Below are 17956 nucleotides of genomic sequence, written 5' to 3' on the forward strand. Positions count from 1 at the left end.
GCGCCGACCCGGGCGCCGCCCCCGGGTCCCGTAGGGTCAACATCGTTGCACCGCGAGGGACTTGGAAGGCGGAGAGATGACGCGTGACGAGCTGATCCGGCCGCTGCCGGAGCTGTTGCGGCGGCACGCCGAGGTGGCCGGGCAGCGGGTCGCCTACGCCGACTCCTCGCGCGGCGTCACCTACGCCGAGCTGGAGCGCCGTACGCGGTCACTGGCCTCGTACCTCAAGACCCGGACGTCACTGGGCGGCGGCGACCGTGTCGCGATCTGCCTCGGCAACTGCGTGGAGACGGTGGAGAGTTGCCTCGGCGTGCTGCGCGCGGGGATGGTCGGCGTCCCGCTGAATCCGCGGTCCTCAGACGCCGAGCTGGTCCACTTCCTCCAGGACAGCGGTGCCGAGTTCGTCATCACCGACGCCGCGCGTCTCGCACGACTGCGGCGCCTGGGAACGCCGTACGACCGCCTGGGCGTCCTGGTCACCGGGAGCGGCCCGGCCCCGGACGGCGCCGAGCTGTTCCTGAGCGCGGTCGGGAGCGACGCGTCCGCGGAGATCGACCTGCTCGGGCTCGACGATCCGGCCTGGATGCTCTACACCTCGGGCACCACGCACCGGCCCAAGGGCGTGCTGTCCACGCAGCGGGCCGCGTTGTGGTCGGTGGCCGCCTGCTACGCCCCGGTCTTCGGCCTCTCGCCCGACGACCGGCTGCTCTGGCCGCTTCCGCTGTTCCACAGCTTCAGCCACTCGCTGGCCATCCTGGGCGTGACCGCTGTGGGCGCGAGTGCCCGGATCGCCGGTGAGCTGCTGCCGCCGGGCGGGCTGCGGCAGGAACTGCTCACGGCGCACGAGGGGCTCGGCGGGCCCTTCACCATGCTGGCCGGTGTGCCGACGACGTATCACCAACTGGTCGACTCGGCGGGTGAATTACCGCAGGCGCTGCGGATGTGCGTCGTGGCCGGTGCGCCGAGTGGTCCCGCTCTGCGCGCGGCCGTGGAGGAGACCCTCGGGGCGCAACTGCTCGACGCGTACGGCAGTACCGAGACCTGCGGCATGATCGCGGTGAACCGTCCCGACGAGCCCGGAGTCGAGGGTTCCTGTGGGAGGCCCGTCCCCGGCATGGACGTACGTCTGGTCGACCCGCGCGGCGGCGAGGACGTCCCGGACGGGGCCGAGGGCGAGGTCTGGGTGCGGGGGCCGAGCCTGATGGCCGGGTACCACGGGCAGCCCGAGGCGACGGCCGCCGCGCTGCGGGACGGCTGGTACCGCACAGGCGACCTGGGCCGCCGCGTCGAGCACGGTCATCTCCGGCTCACCGGCCGGGTCAGTGAGTTGATCATCCGCGGCGGTGAGAACATCCACCCGACGGAGATCGAACAGGTTCTGGCGCAGTGTCCGGGCGTGTCCGAGGCCGTCGTCGTGGGGGTGCCGCACGACGTGCTCGGCGAGGTGCCGGTCGCCTTCGTCGTACCGGGGCCGGACGGACTCGACGTGCGGCAGGTGCTCGCCGAGTGCCGGACCCTCCTGGCCGACTACAAGGTGCCGGCCGAGATCCACGAGATCGCCGCCGTCCCGCGCACCGCGTCCGGCAAGATCGCCCGGCACGCGCTGGCCGTCCCGGCTCCGGCCACGGCCGACACCGCTCATACCGCCCTGCGCGAGCGGCTCCTGGGCCTCTCGCCCGACGACCAGGAACGCGCGCTCCGCGAAACGGTGCTCACCGAAACGGCCGAGATCTGCCGGTGCGCGCCCGGCGATCTGCCCGACACGGCCGGCCCCTTCAGCGATCTCGGCATGACGTCCGTCGGCGTCGTCGAACTGGTCGACCGGCTCGGCGAGCTGACCGGCCTGAGCCTGCCGTCGACACTGGTCTTCGACCACCCGACACCGGCCGAGGTCGCCCGCCACCTGCGCGTGGCGCTCTTCGAGGCCGAGTCCGGAGCACGCCCCAAGTCGTACGGTGGTCAGGACCGGTCCCCCGACGACGACCCCGTCGTGATCGTCGCCATGGGCTGCCGCTATCCCGGTGACGTCAACTCACCGGAGGATCTTTGGGAGTTGGTGACGCGGGGGCGGGACGCCATCTCGGAGTTCCCGACCGACCGCGGCTGGGACCTGGAGGCCCTGTACGACCCCGATCCCGACCGGATCGGCACGTCGTACACGCGACACGGCGGATTCCTGCACCGGGCGGCGGAGTTCGACGCCGGGCTGTTCGGGATCTCGCCGCGCGAGGCGCTCGCGATGGATCCGCAGCAGCGGCTGCTGCTGGAGACGTCCTGGGAGGTGTGGGAGCGGGCCGGAATCGATCCGGCGTCGGTGCGTGAGAGCGACACCGGCGTGTTCGTGGGCGTGATGTACGGCGACTACTCCGCCCGCTTCGGCCGCTCCCACGAGTTGGAGGCCCATCTGGGGCTGGGCTCGGCGGGCAGCGTGGCCTCCGGGCGGATCTCGTACGTCTACGGTCTGCGCGGTCCCGCGATCACGGTCGACACCGCGTGCTCGTCCTCGCTGGTGGCGCTGCACTGGGCGGCGCGGGCGCTGCGCTCGGGCGAGTGCTCGCTGGCGCTGGCCGGCGGGGTCACGGTGATGGCGACGCCCAAGCCGTTCCTCGCGTTCAGCCGGCAGCGCGGGCTGTCGCCCGACGGGCGCTGCAAGTCGTTCTCGGCGGCGGCCGACGGCACGGCCTGGGGCGAGGGCGTGGGCCTCGTCCTGCTGGAGCGGTTGTCCGACGCCCGGCGGGGCGGCCATCCGGTCCTGGCCGTGCTCCGCGGCTCCGCCGTGAACTCCGACGGCGCGTCCAACGGGCTCGCCGCGCCCCACGGGCCGGCCCAGCGGCGGCTGATCACACGGGCGCTGGCGGACGCGGGCCTGCGCGCCGGTGACGTGGACGCGGTGGAGGCCCACGGCACCGGCACCAAGCTGGGCGACCCCATCGAGGCGCGGGCCCTGCTGGCCACGTACGGACAGGGCCGCGAGCAGCCGCTGTGGCTCGGGTCGGTCAAGTCCAACCTGGGGCACACTCAGGCGGCGGCCGGAGTCGCCGGCGTCATCAAGATGGTGCAGGCCCTGCGACACGGTGAACTGCCCCGGACGCTGCACGCCGACTCGCCCTCACCGCACGTCGACTGGTCCTCGGGCCGCGTGGAACTGCTGACCGACGCCCGGTCCTGGCCTGCCTCGGACCGGCCGCGGCGCGCGGGGGTGTCGGCGTTCGGGATCGGCGGGACCAACGCGCATGTGATTCTGGAGGAGGCGCCGGAGAGGGACACGGCGGTCTCCCGGGAGACGGTGGCGGCACCGCCCGTGCCGTGGCTGCTCTCGGCCGCCGACGAACCCGCCCTGCGCACCCAGGCCCGCCGGCTCGCGACCGAGGTGGCGAACCGGCCCGGCCTGTCGCCCGCCGACGTCGGCTACTCGCTGGCGGTAACGCGCTCCGCCCTCCCCCATCGCGCGATCGTGCCACTCGGTGACCGGACCCGCGCTCTTGACGCGCTGAGCGCGCTCGCGCAGGGCCGGGACGCACCAGGAGTCGTACGAGGACTGGCGGACCCGGAGATCCGTACGGCCTTCCTGCTCACCGGGCAAGGCGCCCAGCGTCCCCGGATGGGCGCCGAACTGCGCGCCGTCTTCCCGGTCTTCGCCGACGCCTTCGACGAGGTCTGCCGGTACCTGGACGACCGGCTCCCCCAGCCGCTCGGCGCGGTGCTGTCCGCGGAGCCGGGTTCGCCGGAGGCGGCGCTGGTGGACCGTACGGACTTCGCCCAGGCCGGACTGTTCGCCTTCGAGGTGGCGCTGTTCCGGCTGCTGGAGTCGTGGGGCGTGCGAGCCGACCGGCTGGTGGGCCACTCGGTCGGCGAACTGGCGGCCGCGCATGTCGCCGGCGTACTCGATCTGCCCGATGCGGCGAGGCTCGTCGCCGCTCGCGGCCGCCTGATGCAGGCACTGCCCGACGGCGGCGCGATGGTGGCGCTGGACGGGACCGAGGAGGAAGTCGTCGCCGCGCTCGCGGAGTTCGGGGCTCAGGCGGCCGTCGCTTCCGTCAACGGGCCCCGTTCCGTGGTGATCTCGGGCGCGCGGGAGGCGGTGCTCGCCGTCGCGGCCGGCTTCGAGGCGCGGGGCCGCAGAGCCGTACGGCTGCGGGTGAGTCATGCCTTCCACTCGCCCCTGGTCGAGCCGATGCTTGACGAATTCCTATTCATAGCAAGTGAGTTGACCTTCCGAGCCCCTCGCATCCCGATCGTCTCCACCGTGACGGGCCGACCCGCAGAGCCCGCGGAGCTGTCCTCGCCCGAGTACTGGGCGCGGCACGTCCGGCTGCCCGTGCGCTTCGCCGACGCCGTGCGCCGGCTCGCCGACGACGGCGTCTCCGCCTATCTGGAACTCGGTCCGGGTCCCGCCCTCACCGCGGCGGCCACCGACTGTCTGCCCGAGGCGCTCACGACCGGCTCCGTTCTCGCCGTGGCGACACGAAGCGGAGCGTACGAACCGGAGACGCTGCTGTCGGCCCTGGCGCGGCTGCACGTGTCCGGGGCCGCTGTCGACTGGGCGGCGGTGTACGCGGGTTCCGGCGCACGCCGCGTGGAGCTGCCGACGTACGCCTTCCAGCGGCAGCGGTACTGGTTGGACGCCACGTCCCCGGCAGTGGCCGACGGCGGGGCTCTGCTGAGCCCGGCGTTCCCGGTGCCGGAGACCGAGCGGACGGTGCTGACCGGGTTGTTGTCCCTCGCGGCCCACCCATGGCTCGCGGATCATGTCGTCGCCGGGAAGGTCGTCGTGCCGGCGACGGTGTTCGTGGAGATGGCCGTGCGGGCGGGTGACGAGGTGGGCTGCGGCACGGTCGAGGACCTCGTGCTGCTGGCGCCGCTCACCCTGCCCGGGGCCTCGGGGGTGCGGGTCCAGGTCGTGGTGGGTGCGCGGGACGACTCCGGCCGTCGAACGGTCGACGTCTACTCCCGGCCGGAGGATTCCACCGAGGACGCCTCATGGACCAGGAATGTCACGGGGCAGCTGGGCCGGGGTCGCCGTACGCGAGACGAGTTGACCGCGTGGCCGCCCCAGGGCGCCCAGGCGGTGGACCTCACCGACGCGTACACCGCTCTCGCCGACGCCGGACTGGCCTACGGGCCTGCCTTCCAGGGGGTCCGCACGGTCTGGCGGCACGGTGACGATGTCTTCGCCGAGGTCGGGCTGCCCGCGTCGCACGCGTCGGAAGCGGGCCGCTTCGGACTCCATCCGGCGCTGTTCGACGCCGCGTTGCACGCGCCGCTGCTGGCCGCGTCCGCCGGGACGAGCCCGGTGCGCGTGCCGTTCGCCTGGAACGGCGTGAGCCTGCATGCCTCGGGCGCCACCGAGTTGCGGGTCAGGGTGACGCCGACGAGCCCGGACACGGTGTCGCTGACCCTGGCCGACCCGTCCGGCCGGCTCGTGGCACGCGTGGACTCGCTGACCACGAGGGAACTCCCGGCCGACCGGGGCGACATGACGCACGCCGTGACGGACGACATCGTACGAAGGGCTCTGCTGCGCCCTGAGTGGTCCGGCCTCGACGTCTCCGGCGCCGCAGATGAGCGCGGCTGGGTGGTACGCGGGCCGGACGAGCTGAACCTCGCCGAGTTCCTGCCCGGCGCCGGGAACCCCGAAGTCGTCGCCGTCTCCGCCCTGGCCCGTGCGACCGGCACCGGTCAGCTCGCCGCCGTCCACGAGCTGACCGGCCGCGTGCTCAGGACGCTCCAGGACTGGCAGGGCGATCCGGGGTCGGCGGGCTCCCGGCTGGTGGTGGTGACGCGGGATGCCACCGGGCCGGTGCCGGACCTGGCCGGTGCGGCGGTCTGGGGGCTGGTGCGTGCGGCGCAGTCGGAGCTGCCCGGTCGTGTGGTCCTGGTGGATGTGGACGGACGGCCCGAGTCGCTGCGGATGCTGCCGTCGGCGATCGCCACCGGTGAGGTGCAACTCCGGGTGCGAGAGGGGCAGGTGACGGTTCCGCGACTGGTCGCGGCCGGTGATGTCTCCAGCGAAGCGGCTCCCTTCGACGCGAACGGCACGGTGCTGATCACCGGAGGCACCGGCGCCCTGGGCGCGGAGCTGGCACGCCATCTGGTCGCCGAGCACGGCGTACGGCATCTGCTGCTGACCGGACGCCGTGGGCCGCAGGCCCCCGGAGCCCGGGAACTGCGCGGCGCGCTGGAGGAGTCGGGAGCGCGGGTCACCCTCGTCGCCTGCGACGCGGCCGACCGTGCCGCCCTGGCCGAGGTGGTCAAGCGCTGCGAGACGCCGCTGACCGCGGTGGTGCACGCCGCCGGGGTCCTCGACGACGGCGTGCTGGACTCGCTGACCCCCGAGCGGATGGCGGCGGTACTGCGGCCGAAGGCCGACGCGGCCTGGCATCTGCACGAGCTGACCCGGGACATGGACCTTTCGGCGTTCGTCGTGTTCTCCTCGGTCTCCGGTCTGCTGGGCCGGGCGGGCCAGGGCAACTACGCGGCAGCGAACGCGTTCCTCGACGCCCTCGTCCAGCGCCGTGCCGCCGAGGGGCTCCCGGCGGTGTCGCTGGCGTGGGGCCCGTGGGAACACACCGACGGCATGGCGGCGGGGCTGCCCTCACGGCACCCACAGCACCCACAGGCGAGTGACGTGCTCCTGCCGCTGTCGACGCAGCAGGGCTTGGCCCTGTTCGACGCCGCGCTGCGTGCGACGGAGCCGGTCCTGGCGCCGATCCTGCTGGACCGGGCGGCGCTCCGGTCCGGGACGGGGCACCTGCCACCGCCGTTGCGCGGGCTCGTCCGCCAGAACCGGCCGACCGTCGCGGGGACGCCCTCCGATTCCGCGGGGTCTTCCGGGCAGATGCTGGAGCCGGGATCCTGGCGGAAGCGGCTGGCCCCCGTGTCCCCCGGTGAGCGGGAGGCGGCGCTCGTGGAGCTGCTGCGGGCCGATGTCGCCGCGGTGCTCGGCTACCCGCACGCCGACGCCCTCCCGGCCGGCAAGAGCCTCGCCGACCTGGGGTTCGACTCCCTCACCGCCGTCCAGATCCGCAACCGGCTCAGCATCGCGCTGAAGCTCCGGCTGTCGGCCGCGGTGGTGTTCGAGCACCGCACGGCCGAGGAACTGGCACGCCATCTGCTCGGCCTGCTGGACGGCGAACCTGCCACCACGACGGCCCCCGAGGCCCACGAGGTCACCAAGACCACCGAGGCGGCCGGGTCCGCGGAGGCCGGGCGGCAGGCGTACACCCTGGCCTCCTTGTTCCGGGCGGTCAGTGCCGCCGGCCAACCGGTGGCGGCGATGCACCTGCTCGTCACCGCGTCCTGGGCGCTGCCCACGTTCCCGGCCGCCCGGGGTCGCGAACACGCGCTGCCCCCGATCCGCCGTTCCCACGGCCGCTCCGGCTCGCGAAAGCCGACGGTCGTCTACATCCCGGCCTACCATCCCTCGCTCGCGTCGGACGGCGGAGACTTCCCCCGCTTCCACCGCGCGTTCCAAGGCGCCCTGGACGTCCTGGAGTTCCCGCATCCCGGGATCGGCGCCGGTGCCGCCGTACCGGAGGACCGTGCCGCGCTGGCGCGTACGCAGGCCGATAACGTACTGCGGCACGTCGGGGACGGGCCCTTCGTGCTCGTAGGACGCTCGGCGGGCGGCAATGTGGCGCATCTGGTGGCCCAGCGGCTGGAGAACATGGGCCGCACACCGGCCGGTCTGGTGCTGCTGGACACCTACCACATCACTCCGGAGAACAGCGGCAAGGGCTGGCTGCTGTCCCTGGGCGCCCCGCCGCCGCAGGACACCGGACAGCCCCTCTTCACCGGGGACGACGACAGCGCCCTGGCGGCGATCGGTGCCTACAACCGGATCTTCCTCGACTGGGAGCCCGAGCCGGTCGCCACGCCCACGCTCCTGGTGCGCGCGCTGCGGCCCACGCCCGCCATGGCGGCCTCCGCCGACGCGGACCACTGGCGGACGTCCTGGCCCACGGCACACGAGATCGCGGACGTCCCCGGCGACCATCTGACGATGATGCGAGAACACGCGGAGACCACCGCGTCGGCGGTCCGCACCTGGATCGACGCGCGCACGACGAAGGGAGACCAGTGAGTCCGGCCCATCGCCCGCAGGACGTCGACGTCATCGTGGTCGGTGGCGGCCCGGCCGGGTCCACCGTCTCGGCGGCCGTCGCCCTGCACGGCCATCGCGTCCTCCTCGTCGAGAAGGAGACCTTCCCGAGGTACCAGATCGGCGAGTCCCTGCTCCCCTCCACCGTGCACGGGGTGTGCCGGATCCTCGGTGTCGAGGAGGAGATGGCGCGGGCCGGCTTCAAGACGAAGCGCGGCGGCACGTTCCGCTGGGGCCGCAACCGGGACCCCTGGCAGTTCTCCTTCGCGCTGTCGCCGCGGCTGGCCGACCCGACCTCGTTCGCCTACCAGGTCGAGCGGTCCCGGTTCGACGCGATCCTCCTGGACAACGCCCGCCGGGTCGGGGTCGACGTACGGGAGGGCTGCCGTGTGACCGGCGTACTCGCCGACGAGGAGCGGGTCCGCGGGGTGCGCTGGACCGGCCCCGACGGGGAGATCCGCGAGGCCCGCGCCCGGTACGTCGTGGACGCCTCCGGCAACGGCAGCAGGATCCACCCGCACGTCGGCGGAAAGCGGATCCACTCCGACTTCTTCCGCAACATCGCGGTGTTCGGCTACTTCGCCGGCGGCGCTCGGCTCCCGGCACCGAACGAGGGCAACATCTTCTGCGCCGCCTTCGACGAGGGCTGGATCTGGTACATCCCGCTCCGGGACGACCTGACCAGCGTCGGAGCCGTGGTCGCCCGCGAGAACGCCGAGGCCGTCCAGGGGGACCCGGCGACCGCCTGGCGCCGGCTGATCGACGCCTGCCCGGAGGTACGCGACCTCCTCGACGGCGTCCCGCGGGCCACGGAGGCGCCCTACGACCAGGTCCGTGTCCGCAAGGACTGGTCGTACTGGAAGTCGCGGCTGTGGCGGCCCGGCATGGCGCTCGTCGGAGACGCGGCGTGCTTCGTCGACCCGGTGCTGTCCAGCGGTGTGCACCTCGCGACGTACGGCGGACTGCTCGCCGCCCGGTCCCTCAACGGCTGCCTCGCCGGAACGCTGGACGAGGAACGGCTGTTCGCCGAGTTCGAGGCCCGCTACCGGCACGAGTACAGCCTGTTCCACGAGTTCCTGGTCTCCTTCTACGACATGCACCAGGACGAGCGGTCGTACTTCTGGAAGGCGCGCAAGGTCACCAGTGTCGGCACGACCGAACTGGAGGCGTTCGTCGAGCTGGTGGGCGGTCTGGCGTCCGGCGACGCGTCACTCACCGGGGCCGGACCGGCCGGCGAACGGCTGACCGCGGCCGCCGACGACTTCGAGCAAGCGGTGCGCCGCCTTCCGGACGCCGGCGATCTGCGCAACCCGCTCTACGAGTCGCAGACGTTCCGGCAAGTGTTCCAGGAAGGGACCGTGCTGCAGGAACGCGGGCTGTTCGGCGGCCCGCTGGAGGACGAGGCCCCGCTGCGGCCGGGCGGCCTGGTGGCGTCGGAGGACGGTCTGTCCTGGGTCGAACCTGAGCCGTAGGAATCACGTGGTCACCGCCGCGAGACACCCCTTGCCCGGATGCATAGCCTCATGCAGAGTTCTTTCTGCATGAATAGCGGTCAACTGCCTGGATCGAGGGGTGTTTGGGCTTGATCTCGTCTCATACTGTGGACACTCCGGACGCTCCTGGCACTCCGAGGGGTGTCGACCACAGCTCGGCTCTCGTCGCTCTCGACGGCACCGGTCTCGGTGTGGCGGACGTCGCGCGGCTCGCCTCCGGGACCGCGCGGCCGACTCCTCTGAGCAAGGCGATGCTGCGCATGGAGGAGTCCTGGAACGCCGCCCGGCAGATCGCCGCGACCGGCCGCGTCTACGGCCGTTCCACCGGCGTCGGCGCCAAACGGAACGAGGACGTACCCACCGGGGCGGACGCCGCGCACGGTCTGCGGCTGCTGCGCAGCCACGCCGGCGCCATCGGTGAGGAGCTCCCCGCCCGTCAGGTACGCGCGATGCTCGCCGTACGGGCCAACCAGCTGCTGGCCGGAGGCGCGGGGCTGCGGCCCACCGTCGTGACGGCGCTGTGCGAGGCACTGGAGAGCGGGGCGTACCCGGTCGTCAACGAGTTCGGCTCGGTCGGCACCGGCGACATCGCGGCCCTGGCGCAGGCGGGGCTGGCCCTGGCAGGGGAGCATCCCTGGCGCGGGGGCACCCCGCCGGAGCCGCTGCCGCTCGACAACAACGACGCGCTGGCCTCCATCAGCAGCAACGCCCTCACCCTCGGCCAGTCGGCCCTCGCCCTGCACGAGCTGCGCGGGCTGCTGGAGGCCACCCAGGTCGTCGCCGCGCTGTCGCTGCTGGCCACCGACGGCTCGCACGAGGCCTACGCCGCTCCCGTACACGCCGCCCGTCCGCATCGCGGCTGCGCCGACGTCGCCCGCCGTATGCGGGAGTTGATCGGCGCGGCCGATCGTCCGACCCCACCGCTGGACCGTCTCCAGGACCCGTACGGCTTCCGCTGTCTGCCCCAGATCCACGGACCGGCCCACGACGCGGCGGACGCCCTGGAAGAGGTCGTCGCCGTCGAGATCAACGCGGCCGCCGAGAACCCGCTGATCTTTCCCGAGGACATGGCCGCCTACCACCACGGCGGCTTCTACCAGGCCCAGCTCGGCCTCGCCCTGGACCACTTCCGGCTGTCGCTGGCGCAGGTGGCACGCCTGTCGACGTCCCGCCTCGCGACCCTCAACGAGCCCGCCTACACCCGGCTGCGCCCCTTCCTCTCCGACCAGGAGCCCGCCTCCTCCGGCGTGATGATCCTGGAGTACGCCGCCGGGGCCGCACTCGGCGATCTCCGGGCGTTCTCCGCGCCCGCGTCGCTCGGCCACGCCGTCCTCTCGCGCGGCGTCGAGGAACAGGCCAGCTTCGCCTCCCTGGCCGCACGCCAGACACTGCGCGCCTGCGGCGCGTACCGGCTCGTCGTCGGCTGCGAACTCGTCGCCGCCGTAAGGGCGTTGCGCCAGCGCGGCCTGAGGCCCGAGCCGGGCCTGCCGGTGGCCCACGCGCTGGAACTCGCCGGATCGGTGCTCGACGAGGACCATGCCGACCGGCCGCTCACGGACGATGTGACGGCGGCGGCCGCTCTGCTCGACCGGTTCACGGACATCTGGAGGAAAGGCGCGTGAGGTCACCCGTACGGATCGGCGCACTCGTTCCGCTGACTCGGCCCGGCTGGACCGAGGCGGGCCACCACCTGCTCGCGGGACTCGAGTTGGCCGTATCCGAAGTCAATGACGCCGGCGGGATCGCCGGGAGACCGCTCGAGCTGGTGGTCCGGGACACCGAGGCTGATCCGCGGAGGGCCGCGGCGGCCGTGGACGAGCTGGCCGGCCTGGGCGTGGCGGCCGTGGCAGGGGAATATCACAGCGTCGTCGCCCGCGCCGCTGCCACCAGGTCCGACGCCGTCGGCCTGCCGTTCCTCTGCGGAATGGGTAGCGCGCCTGTCCCCGCCGCAGTCACGTGGCTGGCAGGTCTACGCGGACTTCCTCCCGGGCGCGGGCCACACCCGCATCGCCGTGGCGACCCAGCCCAGTGTCTACTGGGCGTCCGGGACCCGCGTACTGCGGGACCGCCTCGCTCCACGCGGTAGCACCGTCATCGAACTCGACATGAGCGCGCTCACCCCCACGGCCGTGTGCGACGCACTCGTCGACCATCGCGCGACAGCCCTCCTGCTGCTGGTCGGTCACCGGAGCCGGCCGTGCCGATCGTCCGGTCCGTCCGCCGCGACCGGCGCCTCGCCGCAATCATGATCGGTGCTCCCGCCGGACAACCGGAATTCGCCGAATGGGCGACGCTGCTGGACGACGACGGCGCCGGGATCCCGTTCCTGCGACACGGTCGCCGTCCTCGCCGATGTCCTGCGTGCGCACGGCACGGACCGGCGGCGCATCGCCGCATCATGGCCGCGTGTCGCAGCCGAAGGCACCCGCGGTCAGATCCGGTTCACGCGCACGCCGGGCATCAGCGTCTGGCAATGGGCCGGGCCGCCCGTCCAGGTCGTTGATCGAGATCCGGCGGAATCCGATCGCTTTCGGATCCTTCACACCGGCTGAGCCGGGCCCTCGGTGAAGGTTGGATCCACGTCGGTGTGCAGCAGGTCGTGGTCCGAGTACGGGGTGGTCCGCACTCGGTGCTTGAGCGGGGCGATGCCCCGCAGGAAGACGTAGTCGAACTTGCTGTGCCAGTCGGTGGTCGTCTCGCAGGTGCCGGAGGACGAGGGACGGCACTCGGGGTCCGTATCGGCGGCCAGTGCCCAGATCGGGGCGAGTTCGGGAGCGTCCGGCACGGCGTTGAAGTCGCCGAGAACGATCGCGCGGTCGTGCCGGGCGACGTCCGCGGCGAGTACGCGGGCCTGGTCCGCCCGGACCGCTTCCTGACGTCGTTGTGCGAGGTGGGTGTTGAAGACCCGGACCGGCTGGCCACCCACCATGGTGGTGACGGCCATGTACCCACGGTCTTCGGATCCTCCGTCGGGGTATTCCACCTTGTCGGAGTCGGTCATCGGTGCGGCCGAGAGGAGCGCCTGGCCGAAGGCTCCCGGATTCCACGGCGCTCCCCCGCAGCGGCCCCAGTCCTGGAGAACCGTCCCGTACTCGACGTGGTACTCCAGCCCGTGCAGGCTCTTCAGGTACTCCCGAATCCTCTCGACGTCCCGCACGCACGCTTCCTGCAGGCCGATGACCTGAGGCGCATAGGTGGCGATCTCCGCGGCCCGGCCGACGTTGCTGGCGTCGCACGGGTTGCAGATGTTCCACGTCATGACCCGGTTCGGTACGACATCCCTGACAGCATCGACGGGCACCGACCTGCCGAAGAGGGCACCGCTCGGTGCGCTGGGTCCGACCAGCACCATGCAGGCCACGACCACGGCGCCCGCGAGCAACCGCGTACCCCTGACGAGCACCATCGCCTCCTCCACGCGGACACATGTGGCATCCGACGTCTCCACGCACGAGGTTATGGGACGGGGCTGTCGGCGACACAGACTTCTGATCCTTCAGTGGAGGGCATGGGGCGACCCGGCTCGGATGATGACCAGTAGTGCGCGAAGCGCGCGAGACCTCTTGCGCGATTCGCGCAGCCATGCGAGCGTTCCCCTGGCGTTGACACCTGCCACCCGCGGATGGCGACGCCACTTGCGCATTTCGCGCACCAGGCGCACTTCAGACGCGCATCCCGCCCACGTCCCGTCCCGGAAGGAAACGTCGTGACCGTCGGCATCGAACTCCCGCACGTCCCCGTCCCGTTGTCCCGTCTCGTTCTGGGCACGATGACCTTCGGCGACACCGTCGACCGCGCGTCGGCCGCGTCGATGCTGGACGCCGCGCTGGACGCGGGCGTCACGGGCGTGGACACCGCCAACGGCTACGCCGGTGGTGACAGCGAGCGACTGCTGGGAGAGCTGCTGCCGGGCCGCCGGGAGCGGATCGTGCTGGCCACCAAGGCGGGCATCCCGCACCCCGACCAGGGCGACCACGCGCCCCTGTCGCCCGCCGGACTGCGGGCCGCGCTGGAGGGCAGCCTCAAGCGGCTCGGGACCGACCACGTCGACCTGTTCTATCTGCACCAGCCGGACCGTGCGACCCCGCCGGCCGAAACCCTGGCGGCCGTCGCCGAGTTCGTGCGGGAGGGCAAGATCGGCGCGCTCGGCGTGTCCAACTTCGCGGCCTGGCAGATCGCCGAACTCACCCGCACGGCCGACGAGGTGGGAGCCCCGCGTCCGGTGATCGCCCAGCAGCTGCACAACCTCCTCGCGCGCCGTATCGAGGAGGAGTACGTCGAGTACGCCGCCGTGACCGGCCTCGCCACAATGGTCTACAACCCGCTCGGCGGCGGCCTGCTCACCGGCCGTCACACCTTCGAACAGGCCCCGGACAGCGGCCGTTTCGGCGACTCCAGGCTGGCCGCGATGTACCGGCAGCGCTACTGGAACGAGGACCTGTTCCGCGCCGTCACCGACCTGGCCCGGATCGCCTCCGAGGCGGGCCTGCCGCTGACCGATCTGGCCCTGCGCTGGCTGCTGGAGCGCCCCTCCACCGACGCCCTGCTCCTGGGCGGCTCCAGGACCGAGCACCTGCTCGCCAACATCGCCGCCGCTGCCGCGGGCCCGCTGCCCGCCGATGTCACCGCGGCCTGCGACGAGGTCGGCGCCCGCCTGCGCGGCCCGATGCCCGCCTACAACCGCTGACCCCCACCCTGACTGTTACGGAGATCCTCATGGCAACCGGCCGCACCCCAGCCGAGTTCACCACCGCCCTGCGCGCCCGCGAACAGCTCATCGGCTACTGGTCCCTGCTCGACTCACCCACCGCCGCCGAACGCCTGGCCCGCCTCCGGCAGATCGCCGCGTCCCACCTCGGCACCGCGCGCGGCGGAGCCCGCTGATGCCGACCACGCTGATCACGACGCCCACCTTCGCGCGGCACTCGGCGCGCCCCTGGCAGATCCTCGAGGAGAACGGGGCAGGACCGCTCCGCCCCTGCGCCGACGCGGCCCTGCCCACCGCCGGACTCCTCGCCCACGCCGCCGACGCGGACGCCCTGATCGTCGGCATGGACTCCATCACCGCCGAGGTACTGGACGCCGCACCCCGCCTCAAGGTGATCGCCAAACACGGCGTCGGCGTGGACACCATCGACGTGGCCGCCGCCCACGCCCGCGGCATCCCGGTGGTGTGCGCTCCGGGCAGCAACTCCCGTGCGGTGGCCGAGTACAGCTTCGGTCTGCTCCTGTCGGCGACGCGCTCCCTCACCGCCTCGCACACCGCGGTGGCGGCGGGTGGCTGGCCGAAGCTGTTCGGCCCCGAACTGCACGGCAGGACACTCGGCATCGTCGGCTTCGGCCGCATCGGCCGTCTGCTCGCCGGCTATGCCCACGCCTTCGGGATGCACGTGCTCGCGCACGACCCGTACGTCCCCGTCGACGACGTCCGCGCGCACGGCGCCGAACCGGCCGCCCTGGACGACCTGCTGGCCCGCGCCGACGCCGTCAGCCTGCACACCCCGCCCGACCCGTCCGGCACGCCGCTGCTGGACGCCGCCCGGCTCGCGGCGATGCGGCCGGGCGCGATCCTGGTCAACGCGGCGCGCGGCGGCCTCGTCGACGAGAGCGCGCTCGCCGCCCTGCTGCGCTCCGGGCACCTCGGTGCCGCGGCTCTCGACGCCTTCAGCACCGAGCCCCTGCCCGCCGACCACCCTCTGCGCGAGGCCCCCCGCGCCCTCCTCACCTCGCACATGGCTGCCTGCACCCCGGAGGCCAACCAGGCCATGGGCGCGATGGTGGCCGAGGACGTCGTCCGCGTACTGGCAGGCAAGGCGCCACACCACCAGGCCCGCTGAACCCCATCACCTCCAGGCCGGCCGGCCCCCACCACCCGCTCCCACGCCACGCACCACGACACACCTCTGTCCCCATACCGGATACCGGTGACGACGCCGGAAGATCCCTAGGACCTGACATGGCCATCACGTCGACCGACGGCGCCGCCCCGACGCCGCCCCCCGCGCAGCCCGACCCGTACGCGCTGCGCGCCGAAGACGCCCGCCCGGCCCCCGACACCTTCCGCGGCCGCCTGCGCCACCTCGGCCCCGGGCTCATCCTGTCCGCCGCGGTCGTCGGCTCCGGTGAACTGATCACCACCACCTCGCTCGGTGCGAAGGCGGGCTTCGCCCTGCTGTGGCTCGTGATCATCTCCACCGCGGTCAAGGTCTGGGTGCAGATGGAACTGGCCCGCTGGACCATCCTCAACGGCCGCCCCGCGCTGGACGGCTTCCGTGACGTCGGACCCCGCATCGGCCGCCTCAGCTGGATCAACTGGCTGTGGATCGGCATGGACTTCGCCAAGATGTTCCAGCGCGGCGGCATCATCGGCGGCACCGCGGCCGCCTGTTCCATCCTCTTCCCGATCCACGGCGGGTCGCTGAGCGGCACGTCCCTCACGATCTGGGCCGTGATCGTCACCACCGCCGCCATCCTCATCCTCCAGACGGGCAAGTACCACGTCGTCGAGCGGGCCGAGGTCATCGGCATCACGCTCAAGACGGTGATCACTGTCGGCCTGGCGCTCGCCCTGCCGCTGACCGCCTACGGGTACGGCACCGAGCAGCTCGCCGACGGGCTCAGCTTCCAGATCCCGGCCGGCACGGTCGGCATCGCCCTCGCGATGTTCGGCATCACCGGCGTCGGCGCCGACGAGATGACGACGTACACCTACTGGTGCCTCGAGAAGGGCTACGCCCGCTGGACCGGTCCCGACGACGGGACCGAGCAGCGCGCCCGGCGCGCCGAGGGCTGGCTCAAGGTCATGCGTCTCGATGTGGGCGTCGCCTGGTTCGTGTGCACCATCTGCACCTTGTCCTTCTACGTGATCGGCGCCTCCGTGCTGCATCCGCAGGGCCTGGTGCCCGAGGGCAACGACATGATCACCACGCTGTCGCACAGCTACACCGACACGCTCGGCCCCTGGGCCAAGTACCTCTTCCTGGCCGGCGCGATCTCCGTGCTCTTCTCGGTCACCGTCGCCTCGTCGGCCAGTGTCCCGCGCTTGTGGACCAACACCCTCGGTCTGCTCGGCGCGATCGACTGGAACGACATGCGCGTCCGCACCCGCACCATCCGGATCCTCACCTGGTGCCTGCCCCCGGTGTGGATGTGCTTCTTCCTGTGGGTCCAGTCCCCGGTCCTGATGGTGCAGATCGGCGGCATCGGCGGCGGCATCTTCCTCCTCGCCGTCGTGATCGCGGTCTGGCGCCTGCGCTACACCGGCGTCCCGCCCCGCTTCCGCGCCAACCCCTGGATGACCGCCGCCCTGGTCCTCAGCAGCGCGGCGATTCTCTTCCTCGGGGTGTACGGGGTGCTCGACACGCTGGGTCTCACACCGGGCGACTGAACCAGCGACGCCTCTCCTGGTGCGCTCAGCCGCGCACGGCGGCGTCGTAGGCGGCCCGCGCGGTCTTGTCGAACGTCGGCCCGTACATCGGGGTGTCCTTGTTGCCCTCGGCGTGGCTGTTGACCGAGACAACGGTGCCCTTGCCGGTGGCGGAGTCGAAGCCGGCGAGCCAGGGACCGCCGCTCGCGCCGCCGCCGAGGTCGCACGGGACGCGCTGCTCGCCCTCGGGGGCCTTCTGAGAGGTACCGGTGCAGTGCAGCAGCTCCTCGCCCCGCTGCGGAGTGGTCCCGGGATAGCCGAAGGCGGTGACCCGCTCACCGGCCGGACGGCCGAAGGCGACCTTCTGCGCCCCCACCGCGTCGGTGAGCCGCTTCCCCGAGGCCGGGGTGGCGACGACCATCGCCGCTACGTCATTGACCGTGTCCTCGGCCCAGGAACGCGGTGTCATGGTCGACTTGACGGCGTAACGGCCGTGCGGTGCCTTGCCCTTGGCGTAGCCGGGGACGAAGACGATGTCGCTGTAGGTGTTGACGGGCGAGGAGCCGAGGCGCGCGCAGTGGGCGGCAGTCATGATCACAGAGCGGTTGGCACTGGTGACAGCGCTCGCCGTGCACCAGGTGTCCTGCCCTCTGGAGTTGACGAAGAAGAGCCGGCCGATGCTGGGGATGCCCTTGCCGGTCCAGGGCTTGCTGAGCGGCCCGGTCGGCCCCAGGTCGACGGTACGGCCCACCTGCTTCATACGCGCGGGCGTCCAGTACGACAGCGCGGCGGCCTGCTCCCCCGCCGTGTAGGTGACCGTACTGACCTCCCCGCTCCCGGCCGCGGCCACCGCGGGTCCGGCCGGGGCCGCCAGGGGAGCGGCCAGGGCCAACAGGGCGGTGGCGAGACCGGAGACGGCGCGGCGCGCTCCTCGGGACGGGCTGTGCGACATGGGTGTCCTCTCGAATGACCGGGATCGGGCGACCACCCGGAAGG

At 72.5% G+C, this 17956-nt stretch carries 9 protein-coding genes and 1 pseudogene; 8 read left to right on the forward strand and 2 right to left on the reverse strand.

The window, feature by feature from the left end:
• Positions 1–76 precede the first annotated feature (76 nt).
• From ACZ6I3_RS27450 to ACZ6I3_RS27465, 4 genes and pseudogenes are all read left to right on the forward strand, one after another.
• Positions 77–8083 (forward strand): SDR family NAD(P)-dependent oxidoreductase, encoded by an 8007-nt coding sequence (locus tag ACZ6I3_RS27450; RefSeq protein ID WP_469418181.1) that lies wholly within the window; start codon positions 77–79, stop codon positions 8081–8083.
• A complete protein-coding gene (locus ACZ6I3_RS27455; RefSeq protein ID WP_469418183.1) occupies positions 8080–9573 on the forward strand; it encodes a tryptophan 7-halogenase in 1494 nt (497 codons plus the stop codon). The genes ACZ6I3_RS27450 and ACZ6I3_RS27455 overlap by 4 nt, the downstream gene beginning before the upstream one ends.
• A gap of 128 nt (positions 9574–9701) precedes the next feature.
• Positions 9702–11216 (forward strand): aromatic amino acid ammonia-lyase, encoded by a 1515-nt coding sequence (locus ACZ6I3_RS27460; protein WP_469418185.1) that lies wholly within the window; start codon positions 9702–9704, stop codon positions 11214–11216.
• A 14-nt stretch (positions 11217–11230) separates the two neighbouring features.
• Positions 11231–12146: pseudogene (locus tag ACZ6I3_RS27465) on the forward strand (ABC transporter substrate-binding protein).
• Here the strand turns inward: ACZ6I3_RS27465 and ACZ6I3_RS27470 are convergent.
• Positions 12134–13000 carry an endonuclease/exonuclease/phosphatase family protein gene (locus tag ACZ6I3_RS27470; protein ID WP_469418187.1) on the reverse strand — a complete coding sequence of 289 codons (867 nt, stop codon included), beginning with the start codon at positions 12998–13000 and terminating at the stop codon, positions 12134–12136. The pseudogene ACZ6I3_RS27465 and the gene ACZ6I3_RS27470 overlap by 13 nt on opposite strands.
• Before the next feature lie 300 nt (positions 13001–13300).
• Between ACZ6I3_RS27470 and ACZ6I3_RS27475 the strand changes: the two genes are divergently transcribed.
• From ACZ6I3_RS27475 to ACZ6I3_RS27490, 4 genes are all read left to right on the forward strand, one after another.
• Positions 13301–14281, forward strand: coding sequence for an aldo/keto reductase (locus ACZ6I3_RS27475; RefSeq protein WP_469418189.1), 981 nt, complete (start codon positions 13301–13303; stop codon positions 14279–14281).
• 29 nt (positions 14282–14310) lie between these two features.
• Entirely contained in the window at positions 14311–14478 is a 168-nt protein-coding gene (locus ACZ6I3_RS27480; RefSeq protein WP_469418190.1) for a hypothetical protein, read from the forward strand.
• A complete protein-coding gene (locus tag ACZ6I3_RS27485; RefSeq protein ID WP_469418192.1) occupies positions 14478–15431 on the forward strand; it encodes a phosphoglycerate dehydrogenase in 954 nt (317 codons plus the stop codon). Before ACZ6I3_RS27480 ends, ACZ6I3_RS27485 begins: the two co-directional genes overlap by 1 nt.
• 119 nt (positions 15432–15550) lie before the next feature.
• A complete protein-coding gene (locus tag ACZ6I3_RS27490; protein ID WP_469418194.1) occupies positions 15551–16981 on the forward strand; it encodes an Nramp family divalent metal transporter in 1431 nt (476 codons plus the stop codon).
• A 25-nt stretch (positions 16982–17006) separates the two neighbouring features.
• Here ACZ6I3_RS27490 and ACZ6I3_RS27495 read toward each other — a convergent pair whose 3' ends face one another.
• Positions 17007–17912 carry a trypsin-like serine peptidase gene (locus tag ACZ6I3_RS27495; protein WP_469418195.1) on the reverse strand — a complete coding sequence of 302 codons (906 nt, stop codon included), beginning with the start codon at positions 17910–17912 and terminating at the stop codon, positions 17007–17009.
• Positions 17913–17956: the final 44 nt, after the last annotated feature.

The sequence above is a fragment of the Streptomyces sp. NPDC041940 genome (assembly GCF_055589465.1).

What these genes read in the sequence shown, in the direction of transcription:
- ACZ6I3_RS27470 (WP_469418187.1), bottom strand. Translation starts at nt 13,000, where the DNA reads ATGGTGCTCGTCAGGGGTACGCGGTTGCTCGCGGGCGCCGTGGTCGTG.
- ACZ6I3_RS27480 (WP_469418190.1), top strand. Translation starts at nt 14,311, where the DNA reads ATGGCAACCGGCCGCACCCCAGCCGAGTTCACCACCGCCCTGCGCGCC.
- ACZ6I3_RS27495 (WP_469418195.1), bottom strand. Translation starts at nt 17,912, where the DNA reads ATGTCGCACAGCCCGTCCCGAGGAGCGCGCCGCGCCGTCTCCGGTCTC.
- ACZ6I3_RS27485 (WP_469418192.1), top strand. Translation starts at nt 14,478, where the DNA reads ATGCCGACCACGCTGATCACGACGCCCACCTTCGCGCGGCACTCGGCG.
- ACZ6I3_RS27450 (WP_469418181.1), top strand. Translation starts at nt 77, where the DNA reads ATGACGCGTGACGAGCTGATCCGGCCGCTGCCGGAGCTGTTGCGGCGG.
- ACZ6I3_RS27490 (WP_469418194.1), top strand. Translation starts at nt 15,551, where the DNA reads ATGGCCATCACGTCGACCGACGGCGCCGCCCCGACGCCGCCCCCCGCG.